The following is a 25,580-nucleotide window of genomic DNA, read 5'->3' on the forward strand; positions in this document are numbered from 1 at the left end:
TCCCTTCAACGCGATGAGCGCAGTAACGCTTGGGCGATGCGTAGCCGGTACAGACGCGTCGGCCGGCCCTTCTGGTGGTGCTGAGCGGTGCCTTCGACGCTCACCAGGCCGCCGGCGTCGAGGGTGCGGATCAGCCGCCGGCCGCTCTGATCCGTGATGCCGAGATGACCGGCCAGCTCGCCGGGCGAGATCGCGCGGCCTTCCAGTTCGTGGTCCAGCGCCGCCAGGCGGGAGACGGTGGCGGCGCTGAGGCCGACGGACTTCGCCAGCCGTTCGACGTCGTCGCCGTGCTCGCGGTAGGAGTAGCTGAGCGCCGCCCGGACCGGGCCCATCGGGCCAATGATCACGCCGCTGTCCTCGATGAGGTAGCCGCACGGCTCGCTCTCCCGCTCGGCCCTGGCGGCGGCCTGCTCGGCCAGGGCCACGCAGTTGCGGGCGGACGCGCCGACGCCGAACCCGGCCGAGACCTGCGCGCCGAGCGCCGCGGCGGCCTCGGCCAGCGCGGGCACGGCGACCCAGTTGCGGGTGATGCGCTCGAACAGGGCCTTGTGGGCGAAGACGACGACGCCGCGCCGGCCGCGGTCCTCGATCCACGCGCCGGCGAACTCGGGGGTGTTGAGCAGCAGGTTCATCAGGCCGATCCGGGCCCGTTCCTCGTCCTGCGAGTGCGAGATGAGAAAGACCCCGGCGGCGAAGCGTTGCGCGCTGGCCCGCTCGGACTCGATCCGGAGCGCGAGCTCGTGCAGCTCGGTCCTGATCGTGGCCGGCACCGGCATGCCGCTCATGATCGGCAGCTCGCCGGACAGCAGCTCGCGGGCGGCGGCGCGGACGCTGATCACGTAACCGCGGCCGCCGAACCGCCGGTGGGCGGAGCGGTGGAACTCGACGATGTCCCGCACGGACTGCGTGGGGGCGTACGGCAGGAACTCGATGGCGTCGGTGTCGAGCTCCAGCGCGGCGGCGACCGCCTCGACCGCCTCGGCGGGAAAGGTGTCGATGCTCACCGGCGTACGGCCCCACCCGCGCTCCTGCGCGCGGTAGAGCGCGAGGGTCAGATCGAGCGCCGACGAGCGGATCACGCCGACCGGGAGGCCGGGCGGGAGGAGCTCGCGGCTGGCCGTGTACGGGACCGGGCCCGCCAGGAAGCCGTCCAGCCGGGTCGTGCGGAGAAACTCGGCGACCTTGGCGTGGATCTCGTCCTCGTGGTCGTAACTGACCCATTCCAGGTCGACTCCACGCAGAGTGTTCGCGGCTTCCCGGAACAATTCACCGTGCAGCGAGTGGGTCACCACTCCGATCACTATGGCCACGACACCCCTTTACGAACCATGTTCGTAAATGACTCGTAAATCCGATGTTGACAAACTTCCCCCTCCTCGGGGTCCAGGTCAAGGGCTCAGCCGAAGAAATTCGCCGGTAACAAAGCCGAAGATCCCGCTAATCGGACGCCACCGAACCGACTTTTTCGGGCATCCAGTCCGATTCGTGCAGATATCTTTCATCGGCGCTCGCATCTTGGTTAGATGCCTTCGCCCGTGCTTCCCCTCAATCCCCAGGAGGGATCAGCTCGTGAACGTCATCACTCGCTTATCGGCCGCCGTCGTGGCGGCCGGTCTGGTTCTGCTCGGCCCGGCGGCGCCCGCGACCGCCGCGACCACCACGGTCGACAACGCCACCGCCGGCCGGTTCACCGCCGGCTCCGGCTGGGGCACCTCGGCCTGGTCCGGGCAGCGGTACGAGGCCGACTACCGCTTCGCGGCGCCGGACACCACCACGAGCGACGCCGCCTGGTTCAAGGCCGCGATCGCGGCGGCCGGAGCGCACCTGGTCGAGGTCTGGTACCCGGCCGACCCCGGCTACAACAGCGCCACCCCGTTCCTGGTGGCGACCGCCGACGGCACCCGCAGCGTGGTCGTCGACCAGCGCGCCAACGGGGGCCGCTGGGTCAGCCTGGGCACGTTCACCCTGGCCGCCGGCGACTACGACGTGGTCGGCGTCAGCCGCTGGACCAGCCAGCCGGGTTACGTCGTCGCCGACGCCGTCCGGATCACGTCCTCCACCGGGTCGCCCGCCTTCTCGCTGCCCCTCGCGCGCACCGCGCTGCCGCGCAGCGAGTACGACGACCCGCACCACGACTACCCGGCGATCGACCTCCCGGTCGGCACCGGCACCCCGGCGTACGCGGTGCGCCCCGGCACGGTGACGATCATCGACGACAGCCTGTGCGGGCGCGGCATCAACCTGACCGGGAACGACGGCGCCATCTACACCTACTGCCACTTCTCGTCGTGGTCGGTCTCCAACGGCGCGTCGGTCGGCACGGGGCAGCAGATCGGGCTGACCGGTAACACCGGCAACTCGACCGGCCCGCATCTGCACTTCGGCATCCGTACCGGCAGCACCCGCCGGTGCCCGCAGAACTTCCTGCTGGCCCTCTACGACGGTGTCACCCCGCCGGCGGCGAGCAGCCTGCCGACGACGGGCTGCTCCTACACCAACCGGTCGGCCGACGCCGAGCCGGTCATCCCGCTCGGCTGAGCCTCACCGCCTCCCTCTTCACCCGCCGGCGGGCGGACTCGTCGTCGGTCTCATGGGCGGGCTCGTCGTCGCGCTCGCCGGCGGGCTCGCTGGTGGTCTGGCGAGCTCCAGCGTCGTTTATCTCATCACCCTGACCTGTCTGTCCGTCCCGCCGCAGGACGCCGATCCGGCTGATGGCGTTCCTGCAGGACGCCCACAGGCTCGGGCTTCTGCGGCAGAGCGAGGCCGTCCACCAGTTCCGGCACATCGACCTGCAGAAACGCCTCGCCGCGCTGGGCACGTCGCCTTCGACCCGTCATGCCGTACGGGAGCCGTACGGGAGCGATCGAACCGCGGGCGACACGCCTCGCTGACCAGCCCAACCCGACACGTGGACCTCACATCCGGGCCCTCAACACGTCCACCTCACAACCCGGAGCGAACGGGTCGAAACCATGCTCGACCAGCCAGTGAATCGCCAGCAGACTCCGCATCGACCACCACCCGCGGATCACGTCGAGATCGACGTCACCGCCATAGCCGGCCACGAGGTCGCCGAGATACCGCTCATGCCCGAGCGTCAGGATGGCGAGGTCGAACAGGCCGTCCCCCTGCCCCGCCTCGGACCAGTCGATGATGCCCGTGACCTCGTCGCCGTCGAGGAACACGTGCGCGATCTGCAGATCGCCGTGCGTGAACACCGGAACCCACGGCCGCAGCGCGGCCTCGGCGACCTCGCGGTTGCGGGTGACCAGTTCGGCGGGCAGGACGCCGTTCGTCACGAGCCACTCGCATTCGCCGTCGAGCTCCGCCCTCAACTCCTCGACGCTCCGACCGGCCCGGCCGAGCCGGGGCGGCAACGGCGCGTCGTGCAGCTTCCGTACGGCGGCGCCCGCCGCGGCCCACGCCGCCGGGGACGCGGTCACCGGCTCACCGAGGCGGCCGAGCGCCGTCCCCGGGACCGCGGCGATCGCCAGCGCGGGCGGCTTGTGCCACAGAACCTCGGGGGTCGGGACCGGCGCCGAAGCCATCGCCTCGACCTCGGCCTCGATGCGCGCCCGATCGGCGTCCACCTTCAGGAACACGTCACCGACACGCAGGGTCGCGCGCTCGGAGTGAGCCACGACCACCTCGACCTCATCCATGGCCGACCAGTATTACCGCGGACGATCGCCGACGTCACCGGGTTTATCGGCAGGCCGCACACACCCACAAAGCCCCGGACCCGATGGAATCCCGTGCGTCGCGCCATAACCACGAGAAAGCCGCCTACCGACCGACAAGAGCCGCTACCGCTGATCACCGGCCACCACGGACCCGCTGCCCCACGGACCCACTGCCTCGCGGCCCCGCGGCTCCGCGGTCCACGGCTCAACGGCTCAACGGCTTCGGTAGACCAGGCCGCGGCGTTCGTACTCCAGGACCATCTCCACGTTCATCGACATCTCGGACCCATAGGTGCGCTCGACGAACCACAGGGCCAGCTCCAGCCCGCTGGTGATGCCGGCCGAGGTGAGCAGGTCGCCGTCGTCGACCACCCGCGGGCCCGGCGAGCCGGCGCCTGGGCCGTTGATGACCTTCCCGCCCTGCTCGGCGAGTAGATCCTTGGCGCCGTGGTGCGTGGTGCACGGGCGGCCACGGACCAGCCCGGCGGCGCCGAGCAGCAGCGCGCCGGTGCACACCGACGCCATGACCAGTCCCGGCCGGCGGACGGCTCGCAACGCGGCGGGGATCGTTCCGCGCCGGATCTCCGCCGCGACGCCCGGCTTGTCGGCGTCCCTCCCGGTCCCGCCGCCGGGCACCAGGATCATGTCGGCCGTGCCGGGGGCCCAGGCGCCGTCCACCTTGATCTCAGTGCCGTGGCTGGCCCGTATGGTGCGCGGCCCGTCCACGGCGACCAGAGTGATCTCGATCGGCGCGCCGAATCGCCCGGCGATGCCCAGGACCTGCAGCGGCGCCGCGAAGTCCAGCTCCTCGACGCCGTCGAAGAGCACGACGTGCACCCGTCGCCTTCCGCCGAGCGCCGTCCGCCCGGCCGCCTGCGCGGACGCGTCGTCGGACGATGCGATGGCGCCGGCCGCGTCGTCGGACAGGGCGATGGCTCCGGCCGCCGCCGCGGCGGTCGCCTGTATGAGGTGTCTGCGTTTCATGATCGGAAGTGTCGGCCCCATGCGACGCCTCGAACCAGCGGCAGCCGTGCCGATCTCCGCTACATTCTGGTCATGCCGCACACCGTGGCCGTCCTCGCCTTCGACGGAGTGGTGGCCTTCGATCTGGTGGTGCCGTGTCAGGTCTTCTCCGCGGCCAGACCGGGCGGAGAACCCCGGTACGAGATCAAGGTGTGCGGGCCGCAGGAGGTCAGCGCCCACGTCGTACAGGCACCCTGTTTCCGGATCAGCAGCGACTTCCCCCTCGAAAGCGCCCTCGATGCCGACAGCATCGTGATCCCCGGCCTCTCCCCGCCCACCCAGCCGCCACCGCCGCCGGTGCTGGACCTGCTGCGGGCCGCGGCCGCCCGGGGCATCCGCATCGCCTCCATCTGCACGGGCGCGTTCGTCCTCGGCGCCGCCGGCCTGCTGGACGGCCGCCGGGTCACCACCCACTGGAGCTTCGCGGACCAGCTCGCGCGGGCTTTCCCCCTTGCGACGGTCGACCCGTCCGTGCTGTACGTCGACAGCGGCCAGGTGCTGACATCGGCGGGCGTCGCGGCGGGCCTCGACCTGTGCCTGCACATGATCCGCGCCGACCACGGCGCCGCCGTCGCGGCCGAGGCCGCCCGCGCCGTCGTCATGGCACCCCACCGGCAGGGCGGCCAGGCCCAGTTCATCCACCACCCCGCTCCCGAGCCCGACGGCGCCGCGCTCCAGCCGCTGCTCCAGTGGATGCAGCACCACCTGCACCACCCGCTGACCCTGGCCGACCTGGCCGGCCAGGCCCGGGTGAGCGTGCGCACCCTCAACCGCCAGTTCCGCGCCCAGACCGGCACGACCCCGCTGCAGTGGCTGCTGGCGGCGCGCCTGGACCGCGCCCGGGAGATCCTGGAAACCTCAGACACCCCGATCGACCGCGTCGCCCACCTGACCGGCTTCGGCTCCCCGGTAACCCTGCGCCGCCACTTCACGAACCGCCTCGGCGTCAGCCCCAGCGCCTACCGCACCGCCCACCGCCAGCAGGGCCACCCAGCTCGCTGACCCCCTGCACCATCACCGTTCGAGACCGCGGCGGCAAGAAGCGTGCGGCTTTACCCATGTCTGCGAGTTCGCCAATACCGGCCATTCACGACATGAGATACGGCCTTAATCATCACAAAGGCGGAGAAAAGCCGAATCACCGAGTACGCATACCGTATCGCCAGCTGAATCTAAGAACATGAACCCGAAGGAAATATGCCGCGTCTTTGAGCAAACCTGCTGATCAGACACCCTCAACACCGTGAAAAAGGCTCCACCAGAACCACGCATCTAGCATCCTGAGCATAACCAGATCCTGGCCTGAGCTGAGCTCTCATTCTCTGGTACCCCCTTTCCTTGAAGAGGTCTCCGTGACTCGGTATGCCATCGACCGCGCCCACAACACGCTCCTCGCCCAGTGGAGCAGCGGCATCGGCGACACCGCCACCGTCGTGGCCAGACTCACCCACGACCAGGTGCACCGCAACACCCGCCGGCTCGCCGGCGAACTGACCCGCCTGTCCCACATCTGCTGGCGTTCCTACACCCACCCCCCGAGCGCCGCAGACCGGCATGGCCCCAACAGTCTCGGCTGGCACCGCCAGCAAGAACGCGACGCCTTCGACAGGATTCTCCCTGCCCTCATCGCCTCCACACAGCCCACCGACAATCCCATCAGCACCAAGGTCGAACAGACTGCCCACGCCGTCGCCCGCACCCTGCGCACGCTCGACAGCTCCCAGCTCACCACCCACATCACCACCGACGTCGCCGCCGAACTGGCCGCCATCGAACAGGCCGAACGCGGCGACCTGTCCGAACGCGCCCAGCAAGCCACGGCCCTCAGCCGTGAAGACGCCTCACCCCTGCAAATCTCCCAAGCCGACCGTCTCCTCCATGACAGCCCATTCGGCAGCCACGATCTCTTCACCCAAGTGGACCCCACAGCAGCCGCCATCGCCGCCGCCCACTGGTACTACGCCGCCGTCACCATCACCGCCCAGCGCACCGGCATCCACCCCGTCCACATCGTCGCCAGCGCCGAACAACACGAAAAACCTCTCACCCTCGAAAGCCTCACCGACATCACCACAGCCATGGACGCCGGCATGCGAGCCCGCCACGTGGTCATGCCCCTCATCCGCAACGCCCTCCATGTCGCCGACGGCCACCTCCATGGCATCCACGAAATCGAGCAACGCCTCACTGCCGCCCACGAAATCATCACCAGAGCTCACGCCGACCACCCAGAAATCGACATCACTCCGGACACCATCTACCTCCCCCTCACCTCCCTCGACCCCACCCGCCCCGCCCCCGACCTCCTCGACACCCTCCTCCACGGCATCCACACCTGCTGGAACCTCTACTACCACCACCACACCAACTCCACCCTCGATACCCCTCGAACACCGCACCAACAACTCCGCCAAACCTTCCTCACCACCATCCGCCAAGAAGCGGGCACCAGACCCGAACGCCTCCTCTAACACAGACGAGGCCATCCACGCGCCGACTCACACTTCGGCCAAGTCCGCCCTCGTGGCAGACCGGCCGAGGCGCTGACCGCACACCAGGACCCCGTAGCCCTCGCCGCCGTCCACCCGCTCCAGCCGCAGACGTGCCTCGCCGTGGTAGCCAACGGCGACAATGCCGCCTGTTGATCCCCTGAAAGCGTGGAGACGGTTCTATGCCACAGCGGTCCTCAGCAGGGCCGATGAGGCTGCCTCCACAGACAGGGCCGTGTCCACCAGGGTCCGGAGTCACACCTGTGGCTGCGTCCCCACGTCATACGAGCTGTGCGAGGCGGCGGGCCTGGCCTTCATCCGCCGCACCGTACGCTCGTCCGCCAGCACCCACGTCAGCGAGGGCTCCTGGCTGCGAAGGGCAGCGGCGATCAAGCTCTGGACAGCTCTGCTGGAGGGGTGGCGCGATGAACGAGCCTCACTTTCGCGATCGTGGCGCGCGCCATCTGTTTGCGGACATCTCGACGACTCTCCGTGAAAATCCCGCCGATGCTCGCTCGTCCCCCGCACGAGACGGCAAGGAGGCAAGCTGGAACCTGCCCGCCGTACCTGAAGCGGCGGCCGTAGCGTGTCGGCTCGTGCGCGAGGCCCTCGCCGTGTGGGGCCTGTCCGCTCTGGCCGACGACCTTACCGTGGTCGTGTCGGAGGTCGTGACCGGCGCGATCGGCACGCGAAGTGCGCGGTGACCCTCTCCCTGCACCTGCAGGCCCCAAGCGTCCGGGGAGAGGTGGCCGACCACAGCCCCGTCTGGTCGACTCCGCTACCTGCCGGCCGGACGAGGAGCACGGACGCGGGCTGGCTATCGTCGCGGCCTGCTCCGAGCGGTGGGGTATCGATCCGACGCCGGACTGCAAGAGCGCCTGGTTCGTCCGCGAGGAACGCCTGACTTCATGAACAAGTCGTCGACGTCCGAGAAACGCGCTCTTTCTCGACGACTTCGACACTCTGCAGGGCACCAGCCTGATCAGCATCCTCAGCCAGCTCCGCCACGGCTAGAACGAGCGGCACAAGGGGCTTCCGTTCCCCGCCTCGGCGGTGCTGTGCGGATTGCGCGACCTGCGCGACTACAAAGTCGCCTCCAGCAGCGACCCGGCACGGCTCAACCCGGCCGGCTCGTTCAACATCCTCGCTGACTCACCGCGTCTGAGCGACCTCACCACCGACCAGATCGCCGAGCTGTACGACCAGCACACCCAGGCAATCGGTCAGGAGTTCACCAAGGACGCCGTGGACCGGGTCCTCGAGCTGACCCAGGGACAACCCTGGCTGGTCAACGCCCTCGCTCATGCGATCACCTGCAAGATGAAGGTGACCGGCACCATCACCACTGAGCCGGTGGAGGACGCTAAGGAACGGCTGATCCGGGCGCGCCCCGTCCACCTGGACGCCCTCATGACGCGGCTGTACGAGCCCCGAGTAGAACGGGCAGTTCGGGCGATTATGGAGGGAACGCCGCCGGGCACGGACGCTTCCTTCGACGACGTCTCCTACGTTCGCGATCTGGGCCTCATCCGGGGAACCGGAGCACCGGAGATCGCCAACCCGATCTACCGAGAGTTCCTGCTGCGGCACTCCCTTCTGTGCGCCGACCTGCTGCGCCGGGAACAGCACGGACCTTTCACCGACGAGGCACTGATCCAGGCTCGTCGGAGAATCTTCGGAGCGGCATATTTCGGCGACGTTCCGAGTAGGCCTTGCTGAGTTTCGACTACGACCGTCGAGGTGATGCGACCTACATCAACTGAGGCCCACCCTGAGCGCCCCACGCTCAGATGCCTACGCGACGACCTATTCCTACCCGTCCCATCACCCCAGACGACACTCGACCGGATCGACCACCCTCTGCTACAGAAGGTGAGCGAGCAATTCGCTGCCTCGGACACCCCGCATGAGCGGATTCGGGCCATCGATGATGTCATTCTCTTCAAGGTCAAGAGCGGCCGATGGCCAGGTGCCGTCCTCAACCACGTACCGACTCCGAGGTGTGGCTTGATCTCGGCCAAATGCTCTTCTGCCTGGGAGCACAGCCGTCCGGTGGCCTGACCGGCGGTCTATCCGCTGCCCTTTTACCAGCATGGCCGGCACGGCCGAAGAGCAATCTCCAACCCTCTCGTTATGACCCGGCCGAACAGCGAACCACGCTGGACGGCGGCCGCGTACTTCCGGGCAATCAACGTCCGGGAGAGCAGTCATGGCCATCCGATCCTTACTACTCACGCTCGTCGTCGCGCTGGTCTCGCCCACCGCCGCCTCCGGTACCGGATCGCAGAACGCCGTACCGAACTGCGGCCGCAAATACACGCATGGAGTGCCAGGGAAAATCAAGATCATCATGCAACGGCGAGGTGGGGGCATCACCAACGGTAAACGATGGATCGCCTACTACGTCGAGACCCAGGTCCCGCTCGAAGGAGACGGTCTGCTCAACAGAGCCGGAGCCAAGGGCGTCCTACAGCGCACGTGGGGCAAGCAGTACAACGAAACCCGGTATCGCTGGATCCAGCGGAAGCTGTCGTGGGCGACACCACTCAAGAAACAATGGGAAGTTCACTACAACATCAAGGTCGAGCCGGGCTCACAGGTGAGAAATGAGGGACAGCTGCTCGTAGCGGGCTACAATGGTTACGTAGCCGCCGCATGGTTCTCATGCTGGGCCCGCTGACCACGACCGGAGCCGGATCGGATCACCATGGCGATGTCCAGGGCAGAGACGATCTCGCACGTTCTTGATGGCACGAAGCCTCTGACGCAACGCCTTCCCGGCCCTGGACAAGCCGATGCCGTCGCCCGTTGGCTTTCCGCTGACGGCCTTGGAGCAGTGCTTTTCGTCAGACACCGGCGAGACGGAATGCTGGCCGCCGAACTGTCTCTTGCCGTGCGTGACGCTGCGGGCAAGTGGCGAGACTTGGAGCTGGATTCGGGAGGGAACGGATATCCCGACTTTTTCTCAGGACTGCTAGATCCAGCCGCAGCCGTCCTTTTGGGCAGCACGGAGACCCTCGTCTCCGAGTCGGAGTTCCGAGATGGAGCGGCGACCATTGTGCGATTTCTTGAGGTGTGGGTCGGCGGTGCGATCACCTCGGTCACCTGCACTGCCGATTCGACCTCAGTGGATCAGGAAATATCGCCGCTCGGTGTCTGCCTGGCGGGCGTTGTCGGGGAAGAGAGCGCCGCGGTGCATGTGCGCGCGGAGGAGGAAACCCTGTACGTCATGCCTCTGACCACGTCCGCCATCGAATAGGAGTTCCTGCATGCGTCGGCCTGACGTCCTCTTGGCCCCTCCATCATCCGGTCGACTCGTGCGACGAATCGGTGACTATTCACGTCAGTTCGTGAGTGCGGGTGTCCAGGGGCTGCCGAGCAGCGCGTCGTAGAGGGACTGGGAGGCACACAGGCCGTTCTTGCGGACGGCGGAGATATTGCCGCGGATGACCAGGAAGGCCTGGGCGCCTTTGAGCGTGCGGAAGCCGCCGCTGACCTCGGTCTTCGTCTTGATCACGCGGGTGTCTTGCTCGGCGCGATTGTTGGAGAACGCGACGGCGACGTCCGTGGCGGACCGCAGCACCTCGTCTTTTCGATCCCGCAGCCGCAGCGCCAGGTTCCGGGCCGGGCCATGCTTTCACGAGCCGCGTGGGGGATGTGCTGCCAGGGCCCGTTCCACCAGGGCATCAAAGCGCCGGGACAGATCATCGAGCTTAGAAGCCGGCAGGCGATCGTGTCCTTCGTCCCGCCAGGCGGCCACCCACCGATAACCGTCGCCCAACAGCCACGCGGCAGCGGCTGACGTGCTGTCCGCACACGCCTTGAAGGCCGTCCGGTCCGCTTGGGTGGGCAGAAGCCTGTAGCGCAGCTCTCCCTGCTGGAACTTGTTGATCAGGTGCAGCTCGTTGACCGTTTCAGAGCTGCGGGATCCTCGGCCATGAGATGGTCCCGAATCGCACACAGCGCGAGCATCAGGGCGGTGAGACGCTGTTGTCCATCCACGATGATCCATTGCTACCGGCTCGGTGCCGGTTCTGGCCCAGGAGCGAGAACCACCGATCCCAAGACGTGGCTGGGTGCGTCGTGCCTCTGCTCGGCCAGCACGTCGACCTGGGCGGTGATATCGGACCACCGTTGGGTGAGCTGTGGACGTTCCCAGGTGCATTGACGCTGGTGAGGGGGACCAGAAATTGCTGGTCCGCCTGAATGAGCTTACGAAGGGTGGTTTCGTTCGCCTTCACGCCAGTCCCGTTCATCGTTCGTGCAATCGACGTGTCCCCGAAGGGACATAATCTACGATGCGCCGCCGATGAAAAACGTGGGCTCGCGCTGGCGATGGACAGCGGCACTTGCGCGATACGCGGCACCACGCAGCAGAGTGCACCTGCAACAATCAGACAAATGTTTCGACTTGGGATCACCCCTTCACCCGGTGATTATAGATCTGTAGAGATCAGTATCAATAGAGCGATATAATCCGTGGGTCGTGATCGCCAGCGGCCAGCGCGCTACCGGCCGAGCAAAAGCGCTGATCAGGACTTATCCGCAGTGTCGAAAACTCTCCCCGGGGCGGCGGATCCAGCATCCTGGGCACAACCATGAACTGGCCCAAGCAGAGCCCTCACTTTCTGGCCCCCCTTTCCTTGAAGAGGTCTCCGTGAGGTCGCTGCTCGAAATCACTGGAGCCAGGTCGGACCGGACCGCCAAGAGGAGCAGGGCGAATTCGCCGATGAGGAGCTCATCGAGGCCCGGGCTCAAATCTTCGCGTGAGGCGAAGTAACGCGGTGGTTTTCGACGGACGCCGCACCATCGGCGCATGCATACGGCTGCGAGCGCGGGCGGGCGAACCCTCCGTACAGCGACCGAGCCGGGATCACGTGTGGGAGGGCAAGACCTACCTCCGGCCGGGGGCACCTTCAAGTTCACGACTGCTACGAGGCCTGGTCGAGGGGATGTGTTCGACCTGGGGCAGCGGGATGCCACCTGCCGGCTGCTCCGATCTGATCGTGCAGGGCGATGCGGCTGCGGTCACAAGGTCTGGTGTGCCTGGTGGGCCGGGCGGCTTTGGTTGGGTGGATCTGGTGCCTTTTGTGCGGGAAGATCATGTAACGGCTGGGTCTGTGGGCCGACTTGATAGAACGGGCTTATTTTGCGGTAAATCGTGACAAAGCTAGGAATGGAGCAGCTTGTGGGCGATCCCTCCCCCTCCGATGCCTTCGATCGGATCGACACCACCCGGCCCAGTCAGGCCAGGGCGTGGAACTACTGGCTGGGCGGCAAGGACTACTACCCGGTCGACAAAGAGCTCGCCGACATGCTGGAGCAGACCTATCCCGGGATGCAGGAGATCGCCCTGCACACGCGGGCGTTCCTGCGGCGGGCCGTTCGTCATCTGGCCGAGCGGGAGGGGATCCGCCAGTTTCTGGACATCGGGACCGGTCTGCCCACCGTGGACAACACGCACGAGGTGGCGCAGCGGGTGGATCCGGCCAGCCGGATCGTCTACGTCGACAACGACCCGGTCGTGCTGGTGCACGCCCGCGCGCTGCTGACCAGCCATCCGGACGGGGCCTGCGACTACCTGGACGCCGACGTACGCGATCCCGACGACATCCTCGGCCGGGCGGCCCGCACGCTGGACTTCAGCGAGCCGATCGCGCTGCTGATGCTCGGCGTCATGGGCACCGTGCGGGACGACGACGAGGCCTGCGCGCTCATCGGCCGTTACCTGCATGCCATGCCGGCCGGCAGTTTCCTGGTCGTCGAGGACGGCACCAACGTGGTCAAGCCGCAGGCGGCCGCCCAGGCCGAGCAGTTGCGCGACGAGGGGCAGGTCTACTCGTACGAACTGCGCACGCCGGAGCGGATCGCCCGCTTCTTCGACGGTCTGGAACTGCTCGAACCGGGTGTCGTGTCGGTGTCGCGCTGGCGGTACGAGGGCGAGGCGATCGACGGCGTGCCGGACGAGGTGGACGCCTTCGGCGGCATGGCGCGCAAGAGCTGAGGCGTCGCGCGCACGAGCTGAGGCGTCTCAGGCACGAGCTGAGGCGTCGCGTGCACGAGCTGATCCGGAGGTTGTTCAGCCGCCGATGAGGTCGCGGGCCAGCGCGGCCGTCGCCGAGGCCGGTAGCGCGGCCACGCTGAGCTGGTCCATCAGGGCGTGGTAGGGCAGCACGTCCGTGCTCTTGGTGAGGTATTGGGCCGTGGTCAGGTGTTCCATGCAGACGACGTCGGGCAGCTCCTGCTGCGGGAAGCGCAGGATCGTGACGGGGCCGATGCCGCCGACGATGCCGCCGGAGGTGAACGGCAGCACCTGTACGCTCACATGCGGCTGCTCGGCCATCCGGGCCAGGTGCTCCCACTGGGCGTCCATCACGTCGGGCTCGGCCACGCGGCGGTGCAGTACGGCCTCGTCCATGATCACCCACAGCCGGTGCGCGTCCGGCTCGCCGAGCAGGCGCTGACGGCGCGCCCGCAGCGCGAGCCGCCGCTCGACCTGCAGGGGAGAGGGCCTGGGCGAGCTCCGGCTGATCACCGCGCGGGCGTAGTCCTCGGTCTGCAGCAGGGCGGGCACCACCTGGACCGCGTAGGTGCGGATCAGGCTGGTGTCCTGCTCCAGCCCGAGGTACGACTCGAACCAGTCGGGGATCACGTCCCGGTATTCCTGCCACCACCTGGGGGCGTTGGCCTGCTCCACCATGGCGAGCAGGGTCCCTCGCTCGGCCTCGTCGCTGACGCCGTACAGGGTGAGCAGATCGGCCACGTCCCTGACCTTGAAGCCGGTGCGGCCGGCCTCCATCCGGCTGAGCTTCGACGGCGAGGCCCGGATCGTGTATCCGGCCTGCTCGCGGTCCATGCCGCAGGCTTCGCGATGCTTACGGAGCTGTACGCCGATCAGGAGGCGGACGGCCGTGGACCCCGACCACGCGGGTGCCTCACGGGTGACGTCACTGAGATCGTCGTCAGTCGTCGGCATGCAGTCTCCTCGATCGGACGTACCCCACCGCGATTCATCCCTGAAACCCATCCTGCCACGAGAAAATCGTCTGTCGATCTCTTCGGTCCAAGTCGAGCCTGTGACGCCGGGTGTGGTGCGGCGGGCGGACAGCGCGGCGTCAGCGCAACCGCGCGATGGCGGCCCCGAGGAAGTGGTCGCGGCGGAGAGTGGCGTGGGGGCTGTACATCTCGGTCGGGGTGTTGAGCGCGGCTACGGCGTCCCAGTAGGCGATGTCGTCGGCGCGACTGCCGGAGGCGCGTTCCCAGCCCTCCAGTACGTGGCCGGGAGCGTCGTCGTCGTAGCGGATCGCGAACTGCTTGCGCAGTTCACCGAGGTCCACACCCGGGTTGCCGACGCCGGCGGTCTTCCAGTCGATCAGGCCGCGGATCCCGCCGCCGGCGACCACCGTGTTGCCCGGCCACACGTCGCCGTGCACGAAACCGACCGGCGTGCCGGGACGCTTGATCGCCCGGACCCGGGTGTCGGCCAGGTCGAGCAGGGCGGTGGTCGGCATCCGGCCCTCCCGGCGGTCCCGGGCGAAATCGTCGACCGCGATGGGGCGGGGCCGGAACGGGAGGTCCGGCGTCGGGTCGAGGGTGACGGCGTGGACCCGGGCGAGTGCGGCGCCCGCCGCCAGAAGGAGTTCGGTGGAGGGTGCTTCGGGCCAGGTGCTCGTTCCGGGCACGACGGTCTCCAGGCTCGCCGGTGTGCCGGCGGCACGGCCGTCGAGGTCGGCGGCGAGCAGGCGGGGAGCCGACAGGCCGTGCTTCTCGGCGACGGCGAGTGCGGCTACGTTCGTGGCGATCTGGTCCGACGAGATGCGACTGCTCGGGGATCGGAGGATCACCGAGCTGGTGATGCGAGGTTGGAGGAACGTCGAGCTGGTCGCGCCGACTCGGTGGCCCTCTGAGCAGGTCGTCCCTGTCCGGCGACCCTCTGACCATGTCCTGTCGCCTGGCGTCGTCAGGGCGATCCACCACGGGCTTTCGCCGCCGTGGAGGGAGCGGACGGCGCTGATCGTCGTCCGGCTGTCCAGCTGTTCCGCCAGCCAGGCGCGCAGCTGTTCAGTGGGGCCTGGACCGCGTCTTCTACCCTTCCCGCACTGGACGACTGTGATCCTTACGGGGGCGTCTGTCAAGGCCGCCGGACGGGCCCGCGCGTCGAGATGCGGGCCCGCGCGGCGGTGTCGGGGGCCGTCAGCGCTGGTCGGCCACCACGATGTCGTCGAGGTGGAGCGAGGCGCCGGTGCCGCCGGTGCCGCCGGTCAGCTCCAGGGCGACCGTGGCGGTGCCCGTGGGTGCGGTGAGCTGGGCGGTGAACTCCTGCCAGCTCGCGCTCAGCCCGCCGAGCGTGATCTCGTCGCTCCGCAACGCCTGCTGGCCGGCGTCGTACCACCGCAGCCGCAGCGTCGCGGTGGAAATGCCGGGAGTGCCCTGCCGGGCCCACACGCTGACCCGCTTGCCGCCGGGGGCGGCGTCGAAGCCGGGCCAGTTGCCGAGCTGCACGCCCCATCCCCCGCCCTCGGTGACGTCGATCCGCAGGCCGTAGGCGCCGCCGTGGGCCGCTTCGGCGGCTCGCTGCACGGCGCTGCCGTACCAGGCGTCCCACTGGCCGAGCGAGCCTTCGAGCGTCGCGGTGTCCTCGTCGAGGGCGTTGGGCACGGGAGGCGGGTCGGTCACGCCGTTGAGGGTGCTGCCGGCCTCCTGGTTGAACGGGGCCGAGCGCCAGGCGTTCCATGAGACGGTCTCGCCCCAGCCCTTGGCGAACTTCCAGTTACCCACATAGGTGTTGTCGTGGAAGCTGTTGCCGCTGGTGTGCATGACGCTCTGCTGGATCTCCGCGACCGTGTACGGCATCCAGGGCAGATTGTCGGCCCCCTGCGCGTACAGGGCCTGAACGCCGCAGTAGGTTCCGGCGCAGGGCACGTTCGCCTGGTCGAAGCGGAATTCGTTGCCGAACACCTTGACGTTGCGCGAATGCCAGCGGCAGTCGCTGCGGAACGGCTCGTTCGCGATGGAGGTGTAGCAGGGGTGGGTCGCGTTGATCGGGTCGAGATAGTCCCCGTCGTGCGGCTCCGGAATCACCGTCGGATCGACGAACGGCGTGCAGTAGCCCGTGCTGGTGTTGCCGTTGGAATTGCAGAACCGATTGGTGTTCTCGAAGATCGTGATGCCGGAGAAGTTGTCCTCGAAATAGTTGTCGTTGATGTTGAGATCTGCGCTCCCGCTCGTTTCCGAAGCGAGCCGGGCGTCACCACCGGATTCCGAGATGTAGATGGCCGGCGCCGGTGAGCCCAGGTTCTCGTTGCCGGTCACCCAGGCGTTCCGCTTGAAGACGTTGCGGGTGACGGTGGCGTTGTAGCTGATCTCGTACCAGAGGCCGATGCTCTCGTTGTGCTCGATCCAGTTACGGTCGAAAAGAAAGTCGATGTTGTTCGTGTCGGCCCAGAGGCCCACGCTCAGGTTGTCGTGCACGTAGTTCTGCGTGACGGTGGCGCCGTTGACGTCCCAGAACTTCACGCCGCCGGTGCAGCCGCACCCCTCGATCTCGCTCTCCCAGTCGTGCTGGTTGTTGGCGGCGATCTCGTTGTTGTGCACGACGAGGTCCTTGATCGCGGAATCGCCCTCGATCGGCGCCTTGTACATGCTGATGCCGTACTGGCCGTTCTCCTTCAGGCAACTGTGGCGGATCGTGTTGGCGCTGCCGAGGAACACCGCCGCGCCGTCGTTGTGGTGGGCGTAGAGGTGCTCCATCACCCAGCCGGTGCCCGAGTCGTGGTTGACGACGCCTTCGTTGTGGTTCCTGGTTTCACCGCCGAAGTTGCGGATTTCCAGGTACGCGATGCGCACATTGGAGGCGACGCCGCCGAAGGCGTACTTGTTGAGCCTTCTGCCGTCGAGGACGGCGCCCGGAGCTCCGATGAAGACGCTGTCATTGCCGGGCTTTATCTGGCTGTATTCGCCGTCGCCCAGCGTGTGCGTGCCCGGGGCGAACCAGTAGGTCTTGCCGGCCTGGCCGAAGTCGACGCCGAGATTGTCGCCCTCCGGGACCACGATCGCGCCGGACGGAGCGCTGGACGGGCCGTCCTTCCACGTGGCGTTGTCACAGACTTTCATGGAGGCCGGTAACTCGGTGTACCAGCCGCCGGACGCGCGCTCCGCCTGCGCAGCGGTGGCGGCACTGGTCGGGGCGGCGCCGGCCGGGGTGGCCCACAGGCCGGCGGCCACCATGAGTAACGCGCCGACGACAACAGAGTGTCGCATGAATGCTCCCGTTCTACCGCTGACGTTGTTGCCAGCGAAGATTAGCGCCAAGATCGCCTACGGGTTGGCGAATAGCGTCAAGTCGCCCGGTCAGGAACCGTGGCGACCGCCCTCGGCCTCGGGATACAGGGTTGACCGCGGTCAGCCCAGCGCGGCTGCCCGCCGTAGTCAGTCCAGCGCGGCGGCGGCCTTGATGGCCTCGCGGATGCGGAAGTACGTGCCGCAGCGGCAGATGTTGCGCAGGCCGTCGAGGTCGGCGTCGGTGATCTCGCGGCCTTCGGCGGCGGCGCGGCGGACCAGCGCCACGGCGGCCATGATCTGGCCGGGCTGGCAGTAGCCGCACTGGGCGACGTCGTGGTCGAGCCAGGCCCGCTGCATGGGATGCAGGTCCGCGCCGGCCGTGGCCGCGAGGCCCTCGATGGTCGTCACCTCGTCCGCCGGCGCAAGGTCTTGGACGGGGATCGCGCAGGGGTTGATCGCTTTGCCGTTGAGGTGGCTGGTGCACGCCTTGCACACGTTGATGCCGCAGCCGTACTTCGGGCCGGTGATGCCGAGGACGTCGCGCAGCACCCACAGCAGGCGCACGTCGCCGGGGACGTCCACGGTGACCTGTTCGCCGTTGACGCGGAAGGTGTACTCGGGCACGTGGCTCTCCTCGGTTCAGCGGGCGTGGTCCAGGCCGTCGGCCGGCGAAGGAGGGATGGGCGGGACGGTGGGTTTGGGGGTGAAGGAGAGGGTTCCGTGGTTGATCGGGAAGCTGGTCGGCATCGTTCCCGTCGCGCGGCCGTACGCGCACGCGACGGCGGCGGTCGAGGCGGCCACGGCCAGTTCGCCGGCGCCGCCGGGCTGCTCCGAGGTGCCGTCCATGACGCCGCCCATCATCTGCGCCTCCAGGCCGCGCGGGTTGACGGCGAGGCCGACGTCCACGGCGAAGACGGCCTTGGTGACGCGCGGCCCGGTCACGCCGTCGCGGATGGGGCGGTTGACGGTCTCCGGCCGGCAGTCGATCTCCACCAGGGCTGCGCTGACCGATTTGTACTCGGCGTGGAACGCGATGCCCTGCGCGGTGCCGGCCGGCATCGCCCGGCCCCACGCGCCGGCCTCGGCCACCTTCGCCGGCACCGCCCGTGAGCGGTCGCCGCGCAGGAAGTCGCGCCGGAGCCGGTACGGATCCCGCCCTGTCTTCGCGGCGAGCCGGTCGACGATCAGCTCGCCCGCCTCTTTCCTGGCCACGCCCAGCCACGTCATCGACCTCGACGACGACGCCCAGCTCGCCGCCGTCGCCCGGCAGTTCCTGATCCCCATGCTGCGCCCCGCCCACCGGGGAGCCGGGACGTCACGGGGTGAGGCGGAGGTCGGACGGGGTCCAGCCGGCTGTGCCGGCCACGATCCGGACGGCCGCGCGGGCCAGTGGCTCCAGGCCCGCCACGTCTACCTTGTCGATCGTGTCGGCCGAGTCGAACAGGTACATCGGCGCCGACAGGAAGTGCACCAGCGGCACGCCCTCGGGATGGAAGAACGCGCCGTCCGTGGGCGGCATCGGCGAGAACGCGTCCGGCGGCAGGACGAACGAGCGGCGCAGGTCCTCCGCCTCCAGTGTCGCCGCGACCAGCCGTTCCAGCCGGGGAGCCCGCGTGGTGAACCACCATCTGACCTCCGGGTCGGTGGTCGGCACCAGCTCGCCGTCCACCGCCTCGCAGCGCAGCGCGGCGTGCTCCAGGTGCAGCTGGAGCAGCACGTCCGCGAGCTCGGGCCGGTGCCGGTCGATGTAGGCCCGGGTGCCGGCCGCGTGGGCCATGTGGCCGGAGGTGAGGAGGAACGTCAGGTTGTGCGGGCGTTCCTCCCTCGGGACGCGGGCCCAGTGACGGGCGGTGGCCAGGACGAGGGCCAGGCCGGAGGCGTCCTCGACGGCCGAGGCCCACGGGGCGTCGTGGTGCGAGGCGACGATGACCGTGTGCGGGGAGGGTGGCGACGACGTTGTGCGTGGTCACCGTGTCGACGGCGGACTCGGCGATCAGCTCTCCCTCGCACGGGAGCCGGGCCAGGAGGCGGCGGGCGTCGGTGCCGGACAGCCACAGGCCGGGGATCGGGCGTTCGACCGCGTCGTACGGGACGTAGTAGTCACGGGTGTCCCAGGGCAGGCCGGTCAGCGCGCCGACGAACCCCGCGGCCCCCGCCGCCAGGGCGGGCTCGACGACCTCCATCATCCGCGGGCCGAACGGGATCGTCTGGACGAGGGTGTCGAAGCAGCCCTCGGGGTCGTAGGCCGAGGTCGCGAGCGTCTTCACGTACGACTGCGGCAGCTCGGTGAAGGCCAGCTCGTCCACCACGATGTCACCGGGCCGGGCGTCGGCCGCCGTGGCGACGCGCGCCCGCAGGCCGGCGGCCGGCGCGGTGAACGGCAGCGGCAGGCCGGTGAACGAGGTGCCGTCGTCGAGGCGGAGCAGGCCGGCGCCGGGCCGCCAGCGCGGCACCTCGACCGGTTCGAGCGCGACGTCCAGGCCGAACTCCGCGAGCCGCTCGGCCAGCCATCGCTCGGTCCACGCGTCCGCCGAGTAGCCGGGGCGGCGGATGCCGCGCTCCACGACGGTCTCGATCCAGCCGAGCATCTCGGCGGCGGACGGCACGTGCTCCATGGTCACGATCCAACCATTGACAGGACCCGTTTGTGAAGCGAGAGTTCCGGTCATCCGTACAAATCTGGGGAGCTCGGATGAAGCTGATCGTGCTCGTCGTCGTGGCCTTACTGGGACTCCACACCACTCCGGCCCAGGCCGACGCGGCCCGGGTCGCGGACGCCGTCGAGGCGCACTACGAGGTGGCCGGGCCGTGGTCTGTCGCCACCGCAGAAGCGCCGGGCTACCGGCTCCACTACCCGGCCGACCTCGGCGCCGGCGGTGTCCTGCACCCCATCGTGACCTGGGGCAACGGGACCGGCGCCGTGCCCACGCAGTATCCGGGGCTGCTCGGCCTGCTGGCCTCGTGGGGGTTCGCGGTGGTCGCCTCCACCGACACCACGACGGGCACCGGGTCCGAGATGATCGCCGCGGCGCAGTACCTGATCGCCAGGAACGCCGACCCCGCCAGCGTCTTCTACGGCAAGCTCGACGTGACCAAGGTCGGCGCGGTCGGCCACTCGCAGGGGGCGGGCGGCGCGGTGAACACCGCCACCAAGTCCGGCGGGCTGATCGACACCGTCGTCCCCATCGCCCTGCCCGCCCCGATCTGGGTGAGCCCGGGCGACCGCTTCTCGGTGAGCGAGCTGAGCTGCCCGGTGCTGTTCGTCAGCGGGGCGAACGACGTGATCATCTCGCCCGACTCGGCGTTGCGGTCGTACTTCGGGCAGGTCCCGGGCGCGGCGGCGAAGGCGCTGCTCAAGGGCGCCGGGCACAACACGATCCAGGGCACGGGCGGCGGCTTCCTCGGGTACGTGACGGCGTGGCTGATGTACCAGCTCCAGGGCGACGCGTACGCGCGCGGCGCGTTCGCGGGCACGTCGCCCGAGATCAATACCAACGCCGGCTGGCAGAGCCAGACGCAGAAGAACCTCCCGTGAAACGGAACCCGCGCCGTCAGTGGCTCATGAGGGCGTTCTTGGCGTCGTTGAGCTCCACCGAGAACACGGTCAGATCACCGCGGGCGTGCCGGATCGTGTACTCGACCGCGATCCCGCTCTCCGTGCTGGTGCTGCGGGCGGTGGCCAGCAGGGCCGCGGCCATGGGCACGCGCAGCAACTCGGCCAGCCGGTAGTCGGCGTTGACCGCGCCGATCGTCTCCCGCCCGCTCGCCGGGACCAGCCCGTACCTGGTGCGCAGCAGGTCGTACAGGGAGCCGGTGAGGTCCTCGCCGAGGATGCCGGGGACCGGCTCGACGGGCAGGTGGGCGCTCTCGACCATGCACGGCACGCCGTCGAGCAGGCGCAGCCGTTCGATGAAGACGATGTCGTCGCGCTCCCCCACCCCGAGGGCGACCGCGACGTCGGGCCCGGCCGGCTGGAGCCGGGCCTCGATCACCCGCGTCGCCGGCTTGCGGCCGAGCCGGGCCATCGTCTCGGTGAACCCGACCGGCCGCGAGCCCAGCTCCGGCGTCAGGGCCAGCGGCGCGGTGTAGGTCCCGCTGCCCTGCCTGGCCACCAGCAGCCCCTCCTGGACCAGGTCGCCGATCGCCCGCCTGGCCGTCGCCCGGCTCACGCCGGCGAAGACCATCAGGTCCTTCTCGGCGGGAATCATGGTGTCGGGCTCGCAGTCGCGGATGACCGCGCGCAGGCGCTCGCGCAGCTGGTAGTAGAGCGGCACCGCGGCCGACGGATCGAGCGCCAGCCTGCGTTCCCAGTCGGTCATCCGGTCCTCGCCTCATTTGTACGGACGACCGCATCTTTCTCCCACACCCGGGAACGTGTCAACCCAGGCTCAATCCGGCGCCGACTCGATCGGGACGGTGAGCCGGCGTCTGACCGGCGCGGGCTCCCTGCGTTCGCCGAGGAGGTCCATGAGCTGGTCCATGGCGACCTCGCCGAGCCGTTCGCCGTCCACGTCGATCGAGGGGACGTCGTGCAGCCCCAGGCTCTCGACGACCATGCGTTCCGAGCTGACCACGACGTCGCGGACGCCCCGGTTGAGCAGGGCGAACATGAGGCCGAGGCCGATCGAGGTGGCGTAGGGGACGACGGCGGTGGCGCGGGCGGCGACCACGGCCCCGGCGGCCTCCACGCCGGCGGCGAACGTCGAGGGGCAGGGGCCGAGCATGGTCAGCGTCGCGCCGCTCGGCTCGGCCGCGGCGCGGATGGCGGCCTGGCGCTGGCGGTCCTGCCAGGATCCGGCCGGGCCGCCGATGTAGACGACGCGCTCGTGGCCCTTGCCGGTGAACCAGGTGACGAGCGCGCCGAAGGCGGTGGCGGTGTCGGCGACGGCCGAGGTCATGCCGTCGATCTCGCGGTCGATGAGCACGGTCGGCTTGTACGACGCGGCGGCGCGGACGATCTCGTCCGATCCCCGGGGCGCGGTGAACAGGAAGCCGTCGACCTGGTGGGCGAGATGTTCGACCGCGGCGAGCTGGGCCGGGTGCTCCAGGGAGTGCACCGCGATGGTCAGCTGCACGCCCGAGGCGGCCGCGCGGGCCTGGGCGCCGCCGATGATCGGGTTGAAGAAGGTGTTGTCGAGCGTCGGCACCACGACGGCGACCACCCCGGTCTTCCCCCGGGCCAGCTGGGTGGCCGCCCGGTTGGGGACGAATCCGAGCTGCTCGGCGGCGGCGCGGACGCGGGCCACCGTCTCGGGGGCGGCCAGGTCGGGCCGGCCCAGGGCGCGGGAGGCCGTCGCCTTGGAAACCCCGGCCAGCGCGGCGACGTCCGCGAGTGTCGGCACTGATGCTCCCTTGGGTCGTTACCTGGATTTCACACAGGGGTTTGTGCGGGAGGCCGCCCATAATCTATGGTCAGGCTCCTGGAACCGGTTCCGCAACCGGTTCCGCACCACCGTACGCCATGCAGAAAGGACGCCGACATCTCACGCACATCGGCCCTTCTCCTGGTGCCCGGTCTCGTCCTCCTCGTCGTGGGCTTCCTCATCCCCTCGGCCGCGATGCTCTTCGCGCCGCCCGACGTGGCGACCGGCGAGATCTTCACGCGCCTGGGCGAGATGCTCACCGATCCGTACGACCTGGAGGTGATCGGGCGCACGGTCGGGCTCGCCCTGGCGGTCACGGTCATCTGCGTCGTCCTCGGCTTCCCCATCGCCTACTGGCTGGCCCGCTCGCCGTCCCGCTGGAGCGGCGTGCTGCTGGCAGTGGCGATCTTCCCACTGATGCTGAGCAACGTGGTGCGCACGTTCGGCTGGCTCGTGATCCTCGGCTCGAAAGGGGCGCTCGGGCGGCTGCTCGTGCAGCTCGGCGTCGTGGACGTGGCGCCGCAGCTGCTCTACACCAAGCTCGCCATCGTGCTCGGCCTCACCCAGCTGTTCCTGCCGCTGGCCATCATCTCCTGCTACTCGGCCGTCGCCCAGGTCGATCCGGGCCTGGACGACGCCTCGCGCGGGCTCGGCGGGAGCCGGATCCGCACGATGTGGAGCATCGTCATCCCGCTCACCATGCCGGGCATCGTGGTGGCCGCCACCCTCGTCTTCGCGGGCTCCGTCACCGCCTACACCACGCCGTACCTGCTCGGCGGGTCCAGCCAGCGGATGTTGTCCACGCAGCTGTTCTCGTACGCGACCACCACGGTCGACTGGGCCTCGGCCTCGGCGACGGCGCTCATCATGACGGTCCTGGTCTTCCTGGTCTCCGGGCTGTCGTCGCTGATCGGGCGGAAGGGGGCCACCTCGTGAAGCGGCCGGTCACGGCGGCGCTGGCGGTCGTCGGTTACCTCATCATGATCGTGCCGATCGTCTTCGTGGTCGCCACCGCCTTCACCGCCGGCAGCACCCTGCGCTTCCCGCCGGACGGGTTCTCGCTGCGCTGGTTCGGCGAGGCGTTCGCGTACGAGCCGTTCGTCGAGGCCACGATCTCCAGCGTGCAGCTGGCCGTGCTCGCCGCCGCGCTCGCGCTGCTCATCGGCGTGCCCGCCACGCTCGCCATCCACCGCGGCAGGATCCCCGGCAAGGGGCTGGTCGAGGGGTTGTTCCTGTCGCCGCTGATCGTGCCCGAGCTGGTCGTCGGCCTCGCGCTGTTCCAGCAGCTCATGGTCGGCCTGGACCTGGACAACTTCACCGCCCTGCTGGTCGGGCACACCGCGCTGATGCTGCCCTACGCGGTACGCGTCACCGGCGCATCGCTCGCGCTGGCCGATCCCGCGCTGGAGGAGGCCGCCCGAGGGCTCGGCGCCTCGCCGCTGCGCGCGTTCGTCAACGTGACGCTGCCCGTCCTGCGGCCGGGGATCTTCTCCGCCGGGCTGCTCAGCGTGGTCACGTCGTTCAACAACGTGCCGCTGTCGCTGCTGCTGCAGGGACGCGACTTCCGGACGCTGCCGGTGACGATGCTCGACTACGTGCAGCAGTCGTACGACCCGATGGTCGCCGCCGCGTCCACCCTCATCCTGGCCGCCACCGTGGTCATCGCCGTGATCGCCGAGCGCACGGTCGGATTCGCCAAAATCTTCGGAGGGATCAGCCGATGACCGCCGCCGCCGAGTTGATCGGGGTCACCCAGAGGTTCGGCTCCTTCACCGCCGTGGACGCCGTCGATCTGGCCGTCCCGCCGGGCAAGCTGACGACGCTGCTGGGGCCGAGCGGCTGCGGCAAGACCACCACGCTGCGGATGATCGCGGGCTACTCGGCGCCGACGTCGGGGACGATCCGCATCGACGGGATCGACAGCACCCGCACGCCGCCGGAGAAGCGGAACCTCGGGATGGTCTTCCAGTCGTACGCGCTGTTCCCGCACATGACGGTGGCCGACAACGTCGGGTACGGGCTCAAGCTGCGCAAGGTGCCCGCCGCCGAGCGACGGGCGCGGGTGATGGAGACGCTCGAACTCGTCGGGCTCGCGCACCTGGCCGGTCGCAAGCCGAAGAAGCTGTCCGGCGGGCAGCAGCAGCGGGTGGCGCTGGCCCGGGCCATCGCGATCCGGCCCAGGCTGCTGCTGCTCGACGAGCCGCTGTCCAACCTCGACGCCCGCCTGCGGGTGCAGATGCGGACCGAGATCAGGCGCATCCAGGCCGAGACCGAGCTGACCGTCATCCTCGTCACCCATGACCAGGACGAGGCGCTGGAGATGTCGGACGAGATGGTCATCATGAACGAGGGCCGGATCGTCCAGCAGGGCGCTCCTCAGCAGGTCTTCCCGCGCCCGGCCGACCGCTTCGTGGCGGAGTTCCTCGGCTACGAGAACTTCCTCACCGCGGCGGACGGCACCCCGCTGACCATCAGGCCCGAGCACCTGCGCCTGGCCGAGCAGGCTCCCGGCCTGCCCGCGACGGTGGCCGACGTGGCCTTCCGCGGCGTCGACCTGCTGGTCTCGCTGGACGTCGTCGATCCGTCGGGGGCCACCGTCCGGCTGCTCGCCGACGTCCGCGGCGGTACGGCTCCCGCTCCCGGATCGAGCGTCACGGTGGTCACGCCGGACGATCACCTGGTACGGCTCCCCCGCTGAACCACGCAACCACGCCAAGCCCCGACGAACCCCGCTGAACCCG

The 25,580-nt window shown here is 69.1% G+C and carries 25 protein-coding genes and 1 pseudogene; 14 read left to right on the forward strand and 12 right to left on the reverse strand.

The window, feature by feature from the left end:
• Positions 1-5: 5 nt before the first annotated feature.
• Positions 6-1,310 (reverse strand): hypothetical protein, encoded by a 1,305-nt coding sequence (locus B0I32_RS29905; protein ID WP_219912067.1) that lies wholly within the window; start codon positions 1,308-1,310, stop codon positions 6-8.
• A gap of 259 nt (positions 1,311-1,569) precedes the next feature.
• On the opposite strand from B0I32_RS29905, the gene B0I32_RS60130 reads away from it, so the two are divergent.
• Both B0I32_RS60130 and B0I32_RS29915 read left to right on the forward strand, forming a co-directional pair.
• A complete protein-coding gene (locus B0I32_RS60130) occupies positions 1,570-2,538 on the forward strand; it encodes a golvesin C-terminal-like domain-containing protein (RefSeq protein ID WP_281262626.1) in 969 nt (322 codons plus the stop codon).
• 173 nt (positions 2,539-2,711) lie between these two features.
• On the forward strand, positions 2,712-2,891 hold the full coding sequence (locus B0I32_RS29915; RefSeq protein ID WP_106245479.1) for a hypothetical protein: 180 nt from the start codon (positions 2,712-2,714) through the stop codon (positions 2,889-2,891).
• A 24-nt stretch (positions 2,892-2,915) separates the two neighbouring features.
• Here B0I32_RS29915 and B0I32_RS29920 read toward each other — a convergent pair whose 3' ends face one another.
• Positions 2,916-3,662: a phosphotransferase family protein gene (locus B0I32_RS29920; protein WP_106245481.1), complete on the reverse strand. Its 747-nt coding sequence runs from the start codon at positions 3,660-3,662 to the stop codon at positions 2,916-2,918.
• 234 nt (positions 3,663-3,896) lie between these two features.
• On the reverse strand, positions 3,897-4,667 hold the full coding sequence (locus B0I32_RS29925) for a DJ-1/PfpI family protein (RefSeq protein ID WP_106245483.1): 771 nt from the start codon (positions 4,665-4,667) through the stop codon (positions 3,897-3,899).
• Positions 4,668-4,739: 72 nt separating this feature from the next.
• Here B0I32_RS29925 and B0I32_RS29930 point away from each other — a divergent pair, with 72 nt between their 5' ends.
• From B0I32_RS29930 to B0I32_RS56670, 6 genes are all read left to right on the forward strand, one after another.
• On the forward strand, positions 4,740-5,708 hold the full coding sequence (locus tag B0I32_RS29930; RefSeq protein ID WP_106245484.1) for a GlxA family transcriptional regulator: 969 nt from the start codon (positions 4,740-4,742) through the stop codon (positions 5,706-5,708).
• 350 nt (positions 5,709-6,058) lie between these two features.
• Positions 6,059-7,177, forward strand: coding sequence for a hypothetical protein (locus B0I32_RS29935; RefSeq protein WP_106245486.1), 1,119 nt, complete (start codon positions 6,059-6,061; stop codon positions 7,175-7,177).
• 443 nt (positions 7,178-7,620) lie between these two features.
• On the forward strand, positions 7,621-7,899 hold the full coding sequence (locus tag B0I32_RS57940) for a hypothetical protein (RefSeq protein ID WP_181307927.1): 279 nt from the start codon (positions 7,621-7,623) through the stop codon (positions 7,897-7,899).
• Between the two features lie 361 nt (positions 7,900-8,260).
• Positions 8,261-8,914, forward strand: a complete 654-nt coding sequence (locus B0I32_RS29950) for a hypothetical protein (RefSeq protein WP_146178355.1) — start codon at positions 8,261-8,263, stop codon at positions 8,912-8,914.
• 490 nt (positions 8,915-9,404) lie between these two features.
• Positions 9,405-9,875 (forward strand): hypothetical protein, encoded by a 471-nt coding sequence (locus B0I32_RS56665; RefSeq protein ID WP_146178356.1) that lies wholly within the window; start codon positions 9,405-9,407, stop codon positions 9,873-9,875.
• Positions 9,876-9,908: 33 nt separating this feature from the next.
• Positions 9,909-10,454, forward strand: a complete 546-nt coding sequence (locus B0I32_RS56670; protein WP_146178357.1) for a hypothetical protein — start codon at positions 9,909-9,911, stop codon at positions 10,452-10,454.
• A gap of 84 nt (positions 10,455-10,538) precedes the next feature.
• On the opposite strand, the pseudogene B0I32_RS29965 reads toward B0I32_RS56670, so the two are convergent.
• Positions 10,539-10,814 (reverse strand): annotated as a pseudogene (locus B0I32_RS29965) (IS66 family transposase); the annotation flags it as partial.
• A gap of 1,557 nt (positions 10,815-12,371) precedes the next feature.
• Between B0I32_RS29965 and B0I32_RS29970 the strand changes: the two are divergent.
• A complete protein-coding gene (locus B0I32_RS29970) occupies positions 12,372-13,199 on the forward strand; it encodes an SAM-dependent methyltransferase (RefSeq protein WP_106245492.1) in 828 nt (275 codons plus the stop codon).
• Between the two features lie 75 nt (positions 13,200-13,274).
• On the opposite strand, the gene B0I32_RS29975 is transcribed toward B0I32_RS29970, so the two are convergent.
• The 6 genes from B0I32_RS29975 to B0I32_RS59030 all read right to left on the reverse strand — a co-directional run bounded on the left by B0I32_RS29975 (position 13,275) and on the right by B0I32_RS59030 (position 19,403).
• Positions 13,275-14,171 (reverse strand): helix-turn-helix domain-containing protein, encoded by an 897-nt coding sequence (locus B0I32_RS29975; RefSeq protein ID WP_106245494.1) that lies wholly within the window; start codon positions 14,169-14,171, stop codon positions 13,275-13,277.
• A 139-nt stretch (positions 14,172-14,310) separates the two neighbouring features.
• Complete coding sequence (locus B0I32_RS29980; protein WP_219912068.1) at positions 14,311-15,039, reverse strand: phosphotransferase family protein; 729 nt, start codon at positions 15,037-15,039, stop codon at positions 14,311-14,313.
• 349 nt (positions 15,040-15,388) lie between these two features.
• On the reverse strand, positions 15,389-17,455 hold the full coding sequence (locus B0I32_RS29985) for a right-handed parallel beta-helix repeat-containing protein (RefSeq protein WP_106245496.1): 2,067 nt from the start codon (positions 17,453-17,455) through the stop codon (positions 15,389-15,391).
• Positions 17,456-17,623: 168 nt separating this feature from the next.
• Positions 17,624-18,100, reverse strand: a complete 477-nt coding sequence (locus tag B0I32_RS29990) for a (2Fe-2S)-binding protein (RefSeq protein WP_106245498.1) — start codon at positions 18,098-18,100, stop codon at positions 17,624-17,626.
• A 15-nt stretch (positions 18,101-18,115) separates the two neighbouring features.
• Positions 18,116-18,760 (reverse strand): hypothetical protein, encoded by a 645-nt coding sequence (locus B0I32_RS61460; protein WP_342751781.1) that lies wholly within the window; start codon positions 18,758-18,760, stop codon positions 18,116-18,118.
• A 31-nt stretch (positions 18,761-18,791) separates the two neighbouring features.
• Positions 18,792-19,403: a M28 family peptidase gene (locus B0I32_RS59030; protein WP_219912090.1), complete on the reverse strand. Its 612-nt coding sequence runs from the start codon at positions 19,401-19,403 to the stop codon at positions 18,792-18,794.
• Between B0I32_RS59030 and B0I32_RS59035 the strand changes: the two genes are divergently transcribed.
• Both B0I32_RS59035 and B0I32_RS30010 read left to right on the forward strand, forming a co-directional pair.
• Complete coding sequence (locus B0I32_RS59035; protein WP_219912069.1) at positions 19,402-20,127, forward strand: hypothetical protein; 726 nt, start codon at positions 19,402-19,404, stop codon at positions 20,125-20,127. The genes B0I32_RS59030 and B0I32_RS59035 overlap by 2 nt on opposite strands.
• Before the next feature lie 41 nt (positions 20,128-20,168).
• On the forward strand, positions 20,169-21,011 hold the full coding sequence (locus B0I32_RS30010) for an alpha/beta hydrolase family protein (RefSeq protein WP_106245500.1): 843 nt from the start codon (positions 20,169-20,171) through the stop codon (positions 21,009-21,011).
• Between the two features lie 16 nt (positions 21,012-21,027).
• On the opposite strand, the gene B0I32_RS30015 is transcribed toward B0I32_RS30010, so the two are convergent.
• A complete protein-coding gene (locus B0I32_RS30015; protein WP_106245502.1) occupies positions 21,028-21,795 on the reverse strand; it encodes a GntR family transcriptional regulator in 768 nt (255 codons plus the stop codon).
• 69 nt (positions 21,796-21,864) lie between these two features.
• Entirely contained in the window at positions 21,865-22,818 is a 954-nt protein-coding gene (locus B0I32_RS30020; protein WP_106245504.1) for a LacI family DNA-binding transcriptional regulator, read from the reverse strand.
• Positions 22,819-22,983: 165 nt separating this feature from the next.
• Between B0I32_RS30020 and B0I32_RS30025 the strand changes: the two genes are divergently transcribed.
• The 3 genes from B0I32_RS30025 to B0I32_RS30035 are packed head-to-tail and all read left to right on the forward strand — an operon-like array spanning position 22,984 to position 25,537.
• Positions 22,984-23,775, forward strand: coding sequence for an ABC transporter permease (locus B0I32_RS30025; protein ID WP_245956114.1), 792 nt, complete (start codon positions 22,984-22,986; stop codon positions 23,773-23,775).
• Positions 23,772-24,563, forward strand: a complete 792-nt coding sequence (locus B0I32_RS30030; protein ID WP_181307929.1) for an ABC transporter permease — start codon at positions 23,772-23,774, stop codon at positions 24,561-24,563. The genes B0I32_RS30025 and B0I32_RS30030 overlap by 4 nt, the downstream gene beginning before the upstream one ends.
• Positions 24,560-25,537 carry an ABC transporter ATP-binding protein gene (locus tag B0I32_RS30035; protein WP_106245507.1) on the forward strand — a complete coding sequence of 326 codons (978 nt, stop codon included), beginning with the start codon at positions 24,560-24,562 and terminating at the stop codon, positions 25,535-25,537. Before B0I32_RS30030 ends, B0I32_RS30035 begins: the two co-directional genes overlap by 4 nt.
• The last annotated feature ends 43 nt before the right edge of the window (positions 25,538-25,580 follow it).

The organism is Nonomuraea fuscirosea (genome assembly GCF_003001935.1).
In the GTDB taxonomy this organism is placed as follows: domain Bacteria; phylum Actinomycetota; class Actinomycetes; order Streptosporangiales; family Streptosporangiaceae; genus Nonomuraea; species Nonomuraea fuscirosea.

What these genes read in the sequence shown, in the direction of transcription:
- B0I32_RS29915 (WP_106245479.1), top strand. Translation starts at nt 2,712, where the DNA reads ATGGCGTTCCTGCAGGACGCCCACAGGCTCGGGCTTCTGCGGCAGAGC.
- B0I32_RS29920 (WP_106245481.1), bottom strand. Translation starts at nt 3,662, where the DNA reads ATGGATGAGGTCGAGGTGGTCGTGGCTCACTCCGAGCGCGCGACCCTG.
- B0I32_RS29925 (WP_106245483.1), bottom strand. Translation starts at nt 4,667, where the DNA reads ATGAAACGCAGACACCTCATACAGGCGACCGCCGCGGCGGCGGCCGGA.
- B0I32_RS29930 (WP_106245484.1), top strand. Translation starts at nt 4,740, where the DNA reads ATGCCGCACACCGTGGCCGTCCTCGCCTTCGACGGAGTGGTGGCCTTC.
- B0I32_RS57940 (WP_181307927.1), top strand. Translation starts at nt 7,621, where the DNA reads ATGAACGAGCCTCACTTTCGCGATCGTGGCGCGCGCCATCTGTTTGCG.
- B0I32_RS56665 (WP_146178356.1), top strand. Translation starts at nt 9,405, where the DNA reads ATGGCCATCCGATCCTTACTACTCACGCTCGTCGTCGCGCTGGTCTCG.
- B0I32_RS56670 (WP_146178357.1), top strand. Translation starts at nt 9,909, where the DNA reads ATGTCCAGGGCAGAGACGATCTCGCACGTTCTTGATGGCACGAAGCCT.
- B0I32_RS29970 (WP_106245492.1), top strand. Translation starts at nt 12,372, where the DNA reads ATGGAGCAGCTTGTGGGCGATCCCTCCCCCTCCGATGCCTTCGATCGG.
- B0I32_RS29975 (WP_106245494.1), bottom strand. Translation starts at nt 14,171, where the DNA reads ATGCCGACGACTGACGACGATCTCAGTGACGTCACCCGTGAGGCACCC.
- B0I32_RS29985 (WP_106245496.1), bottom strand. Translation starts at nt 17,455, where the DNA reads ATGCGACACTCTGTTGTCGTCGGCGCGTTACTCATGGTGGCCGCCGGC.
- B0I32_RS61460 (WP_342751781.1), bottom strand. Translation starts at nt 18,760, where the DNA reads ATGGGGATCAGGAACTGCCGGGCGACGGCGGCGAGCTGGGCGTCGTCG.
- B0I32_RS59035 (WP_219912069.1), top strand. Translation starts at nt 19,402, where the DNA reads ATGACCGTGTGCGGGGAGGGTGGCGACGACGTTGTGCGTGGTCACCGT.
- B0I32_RS30010 (WP_106245500.1), top strand. Translation starts at nt 20,169, where the DNA reads ATGAAGCTGATCGTGCTCGTCGTCGTGGCCTTACTGGGACTCCACACC.
- B0I32_RS30015 (WP_106245502.1), bottom strand. Translation starts at nt 21,795, where the DNA reads ATGACCGACTGGGAACGCAGGCTGGCGCTCGATCCGTCGGCCGCGGTG.
- B0I32_RS30035 (WP_106245507.1), top strand. Translation starts at nt 24,560, where the DNA reads ATGACCGCCGCCGCCGAGTTGATCGGGGTCACCCAGAGGTTCGGCTCC.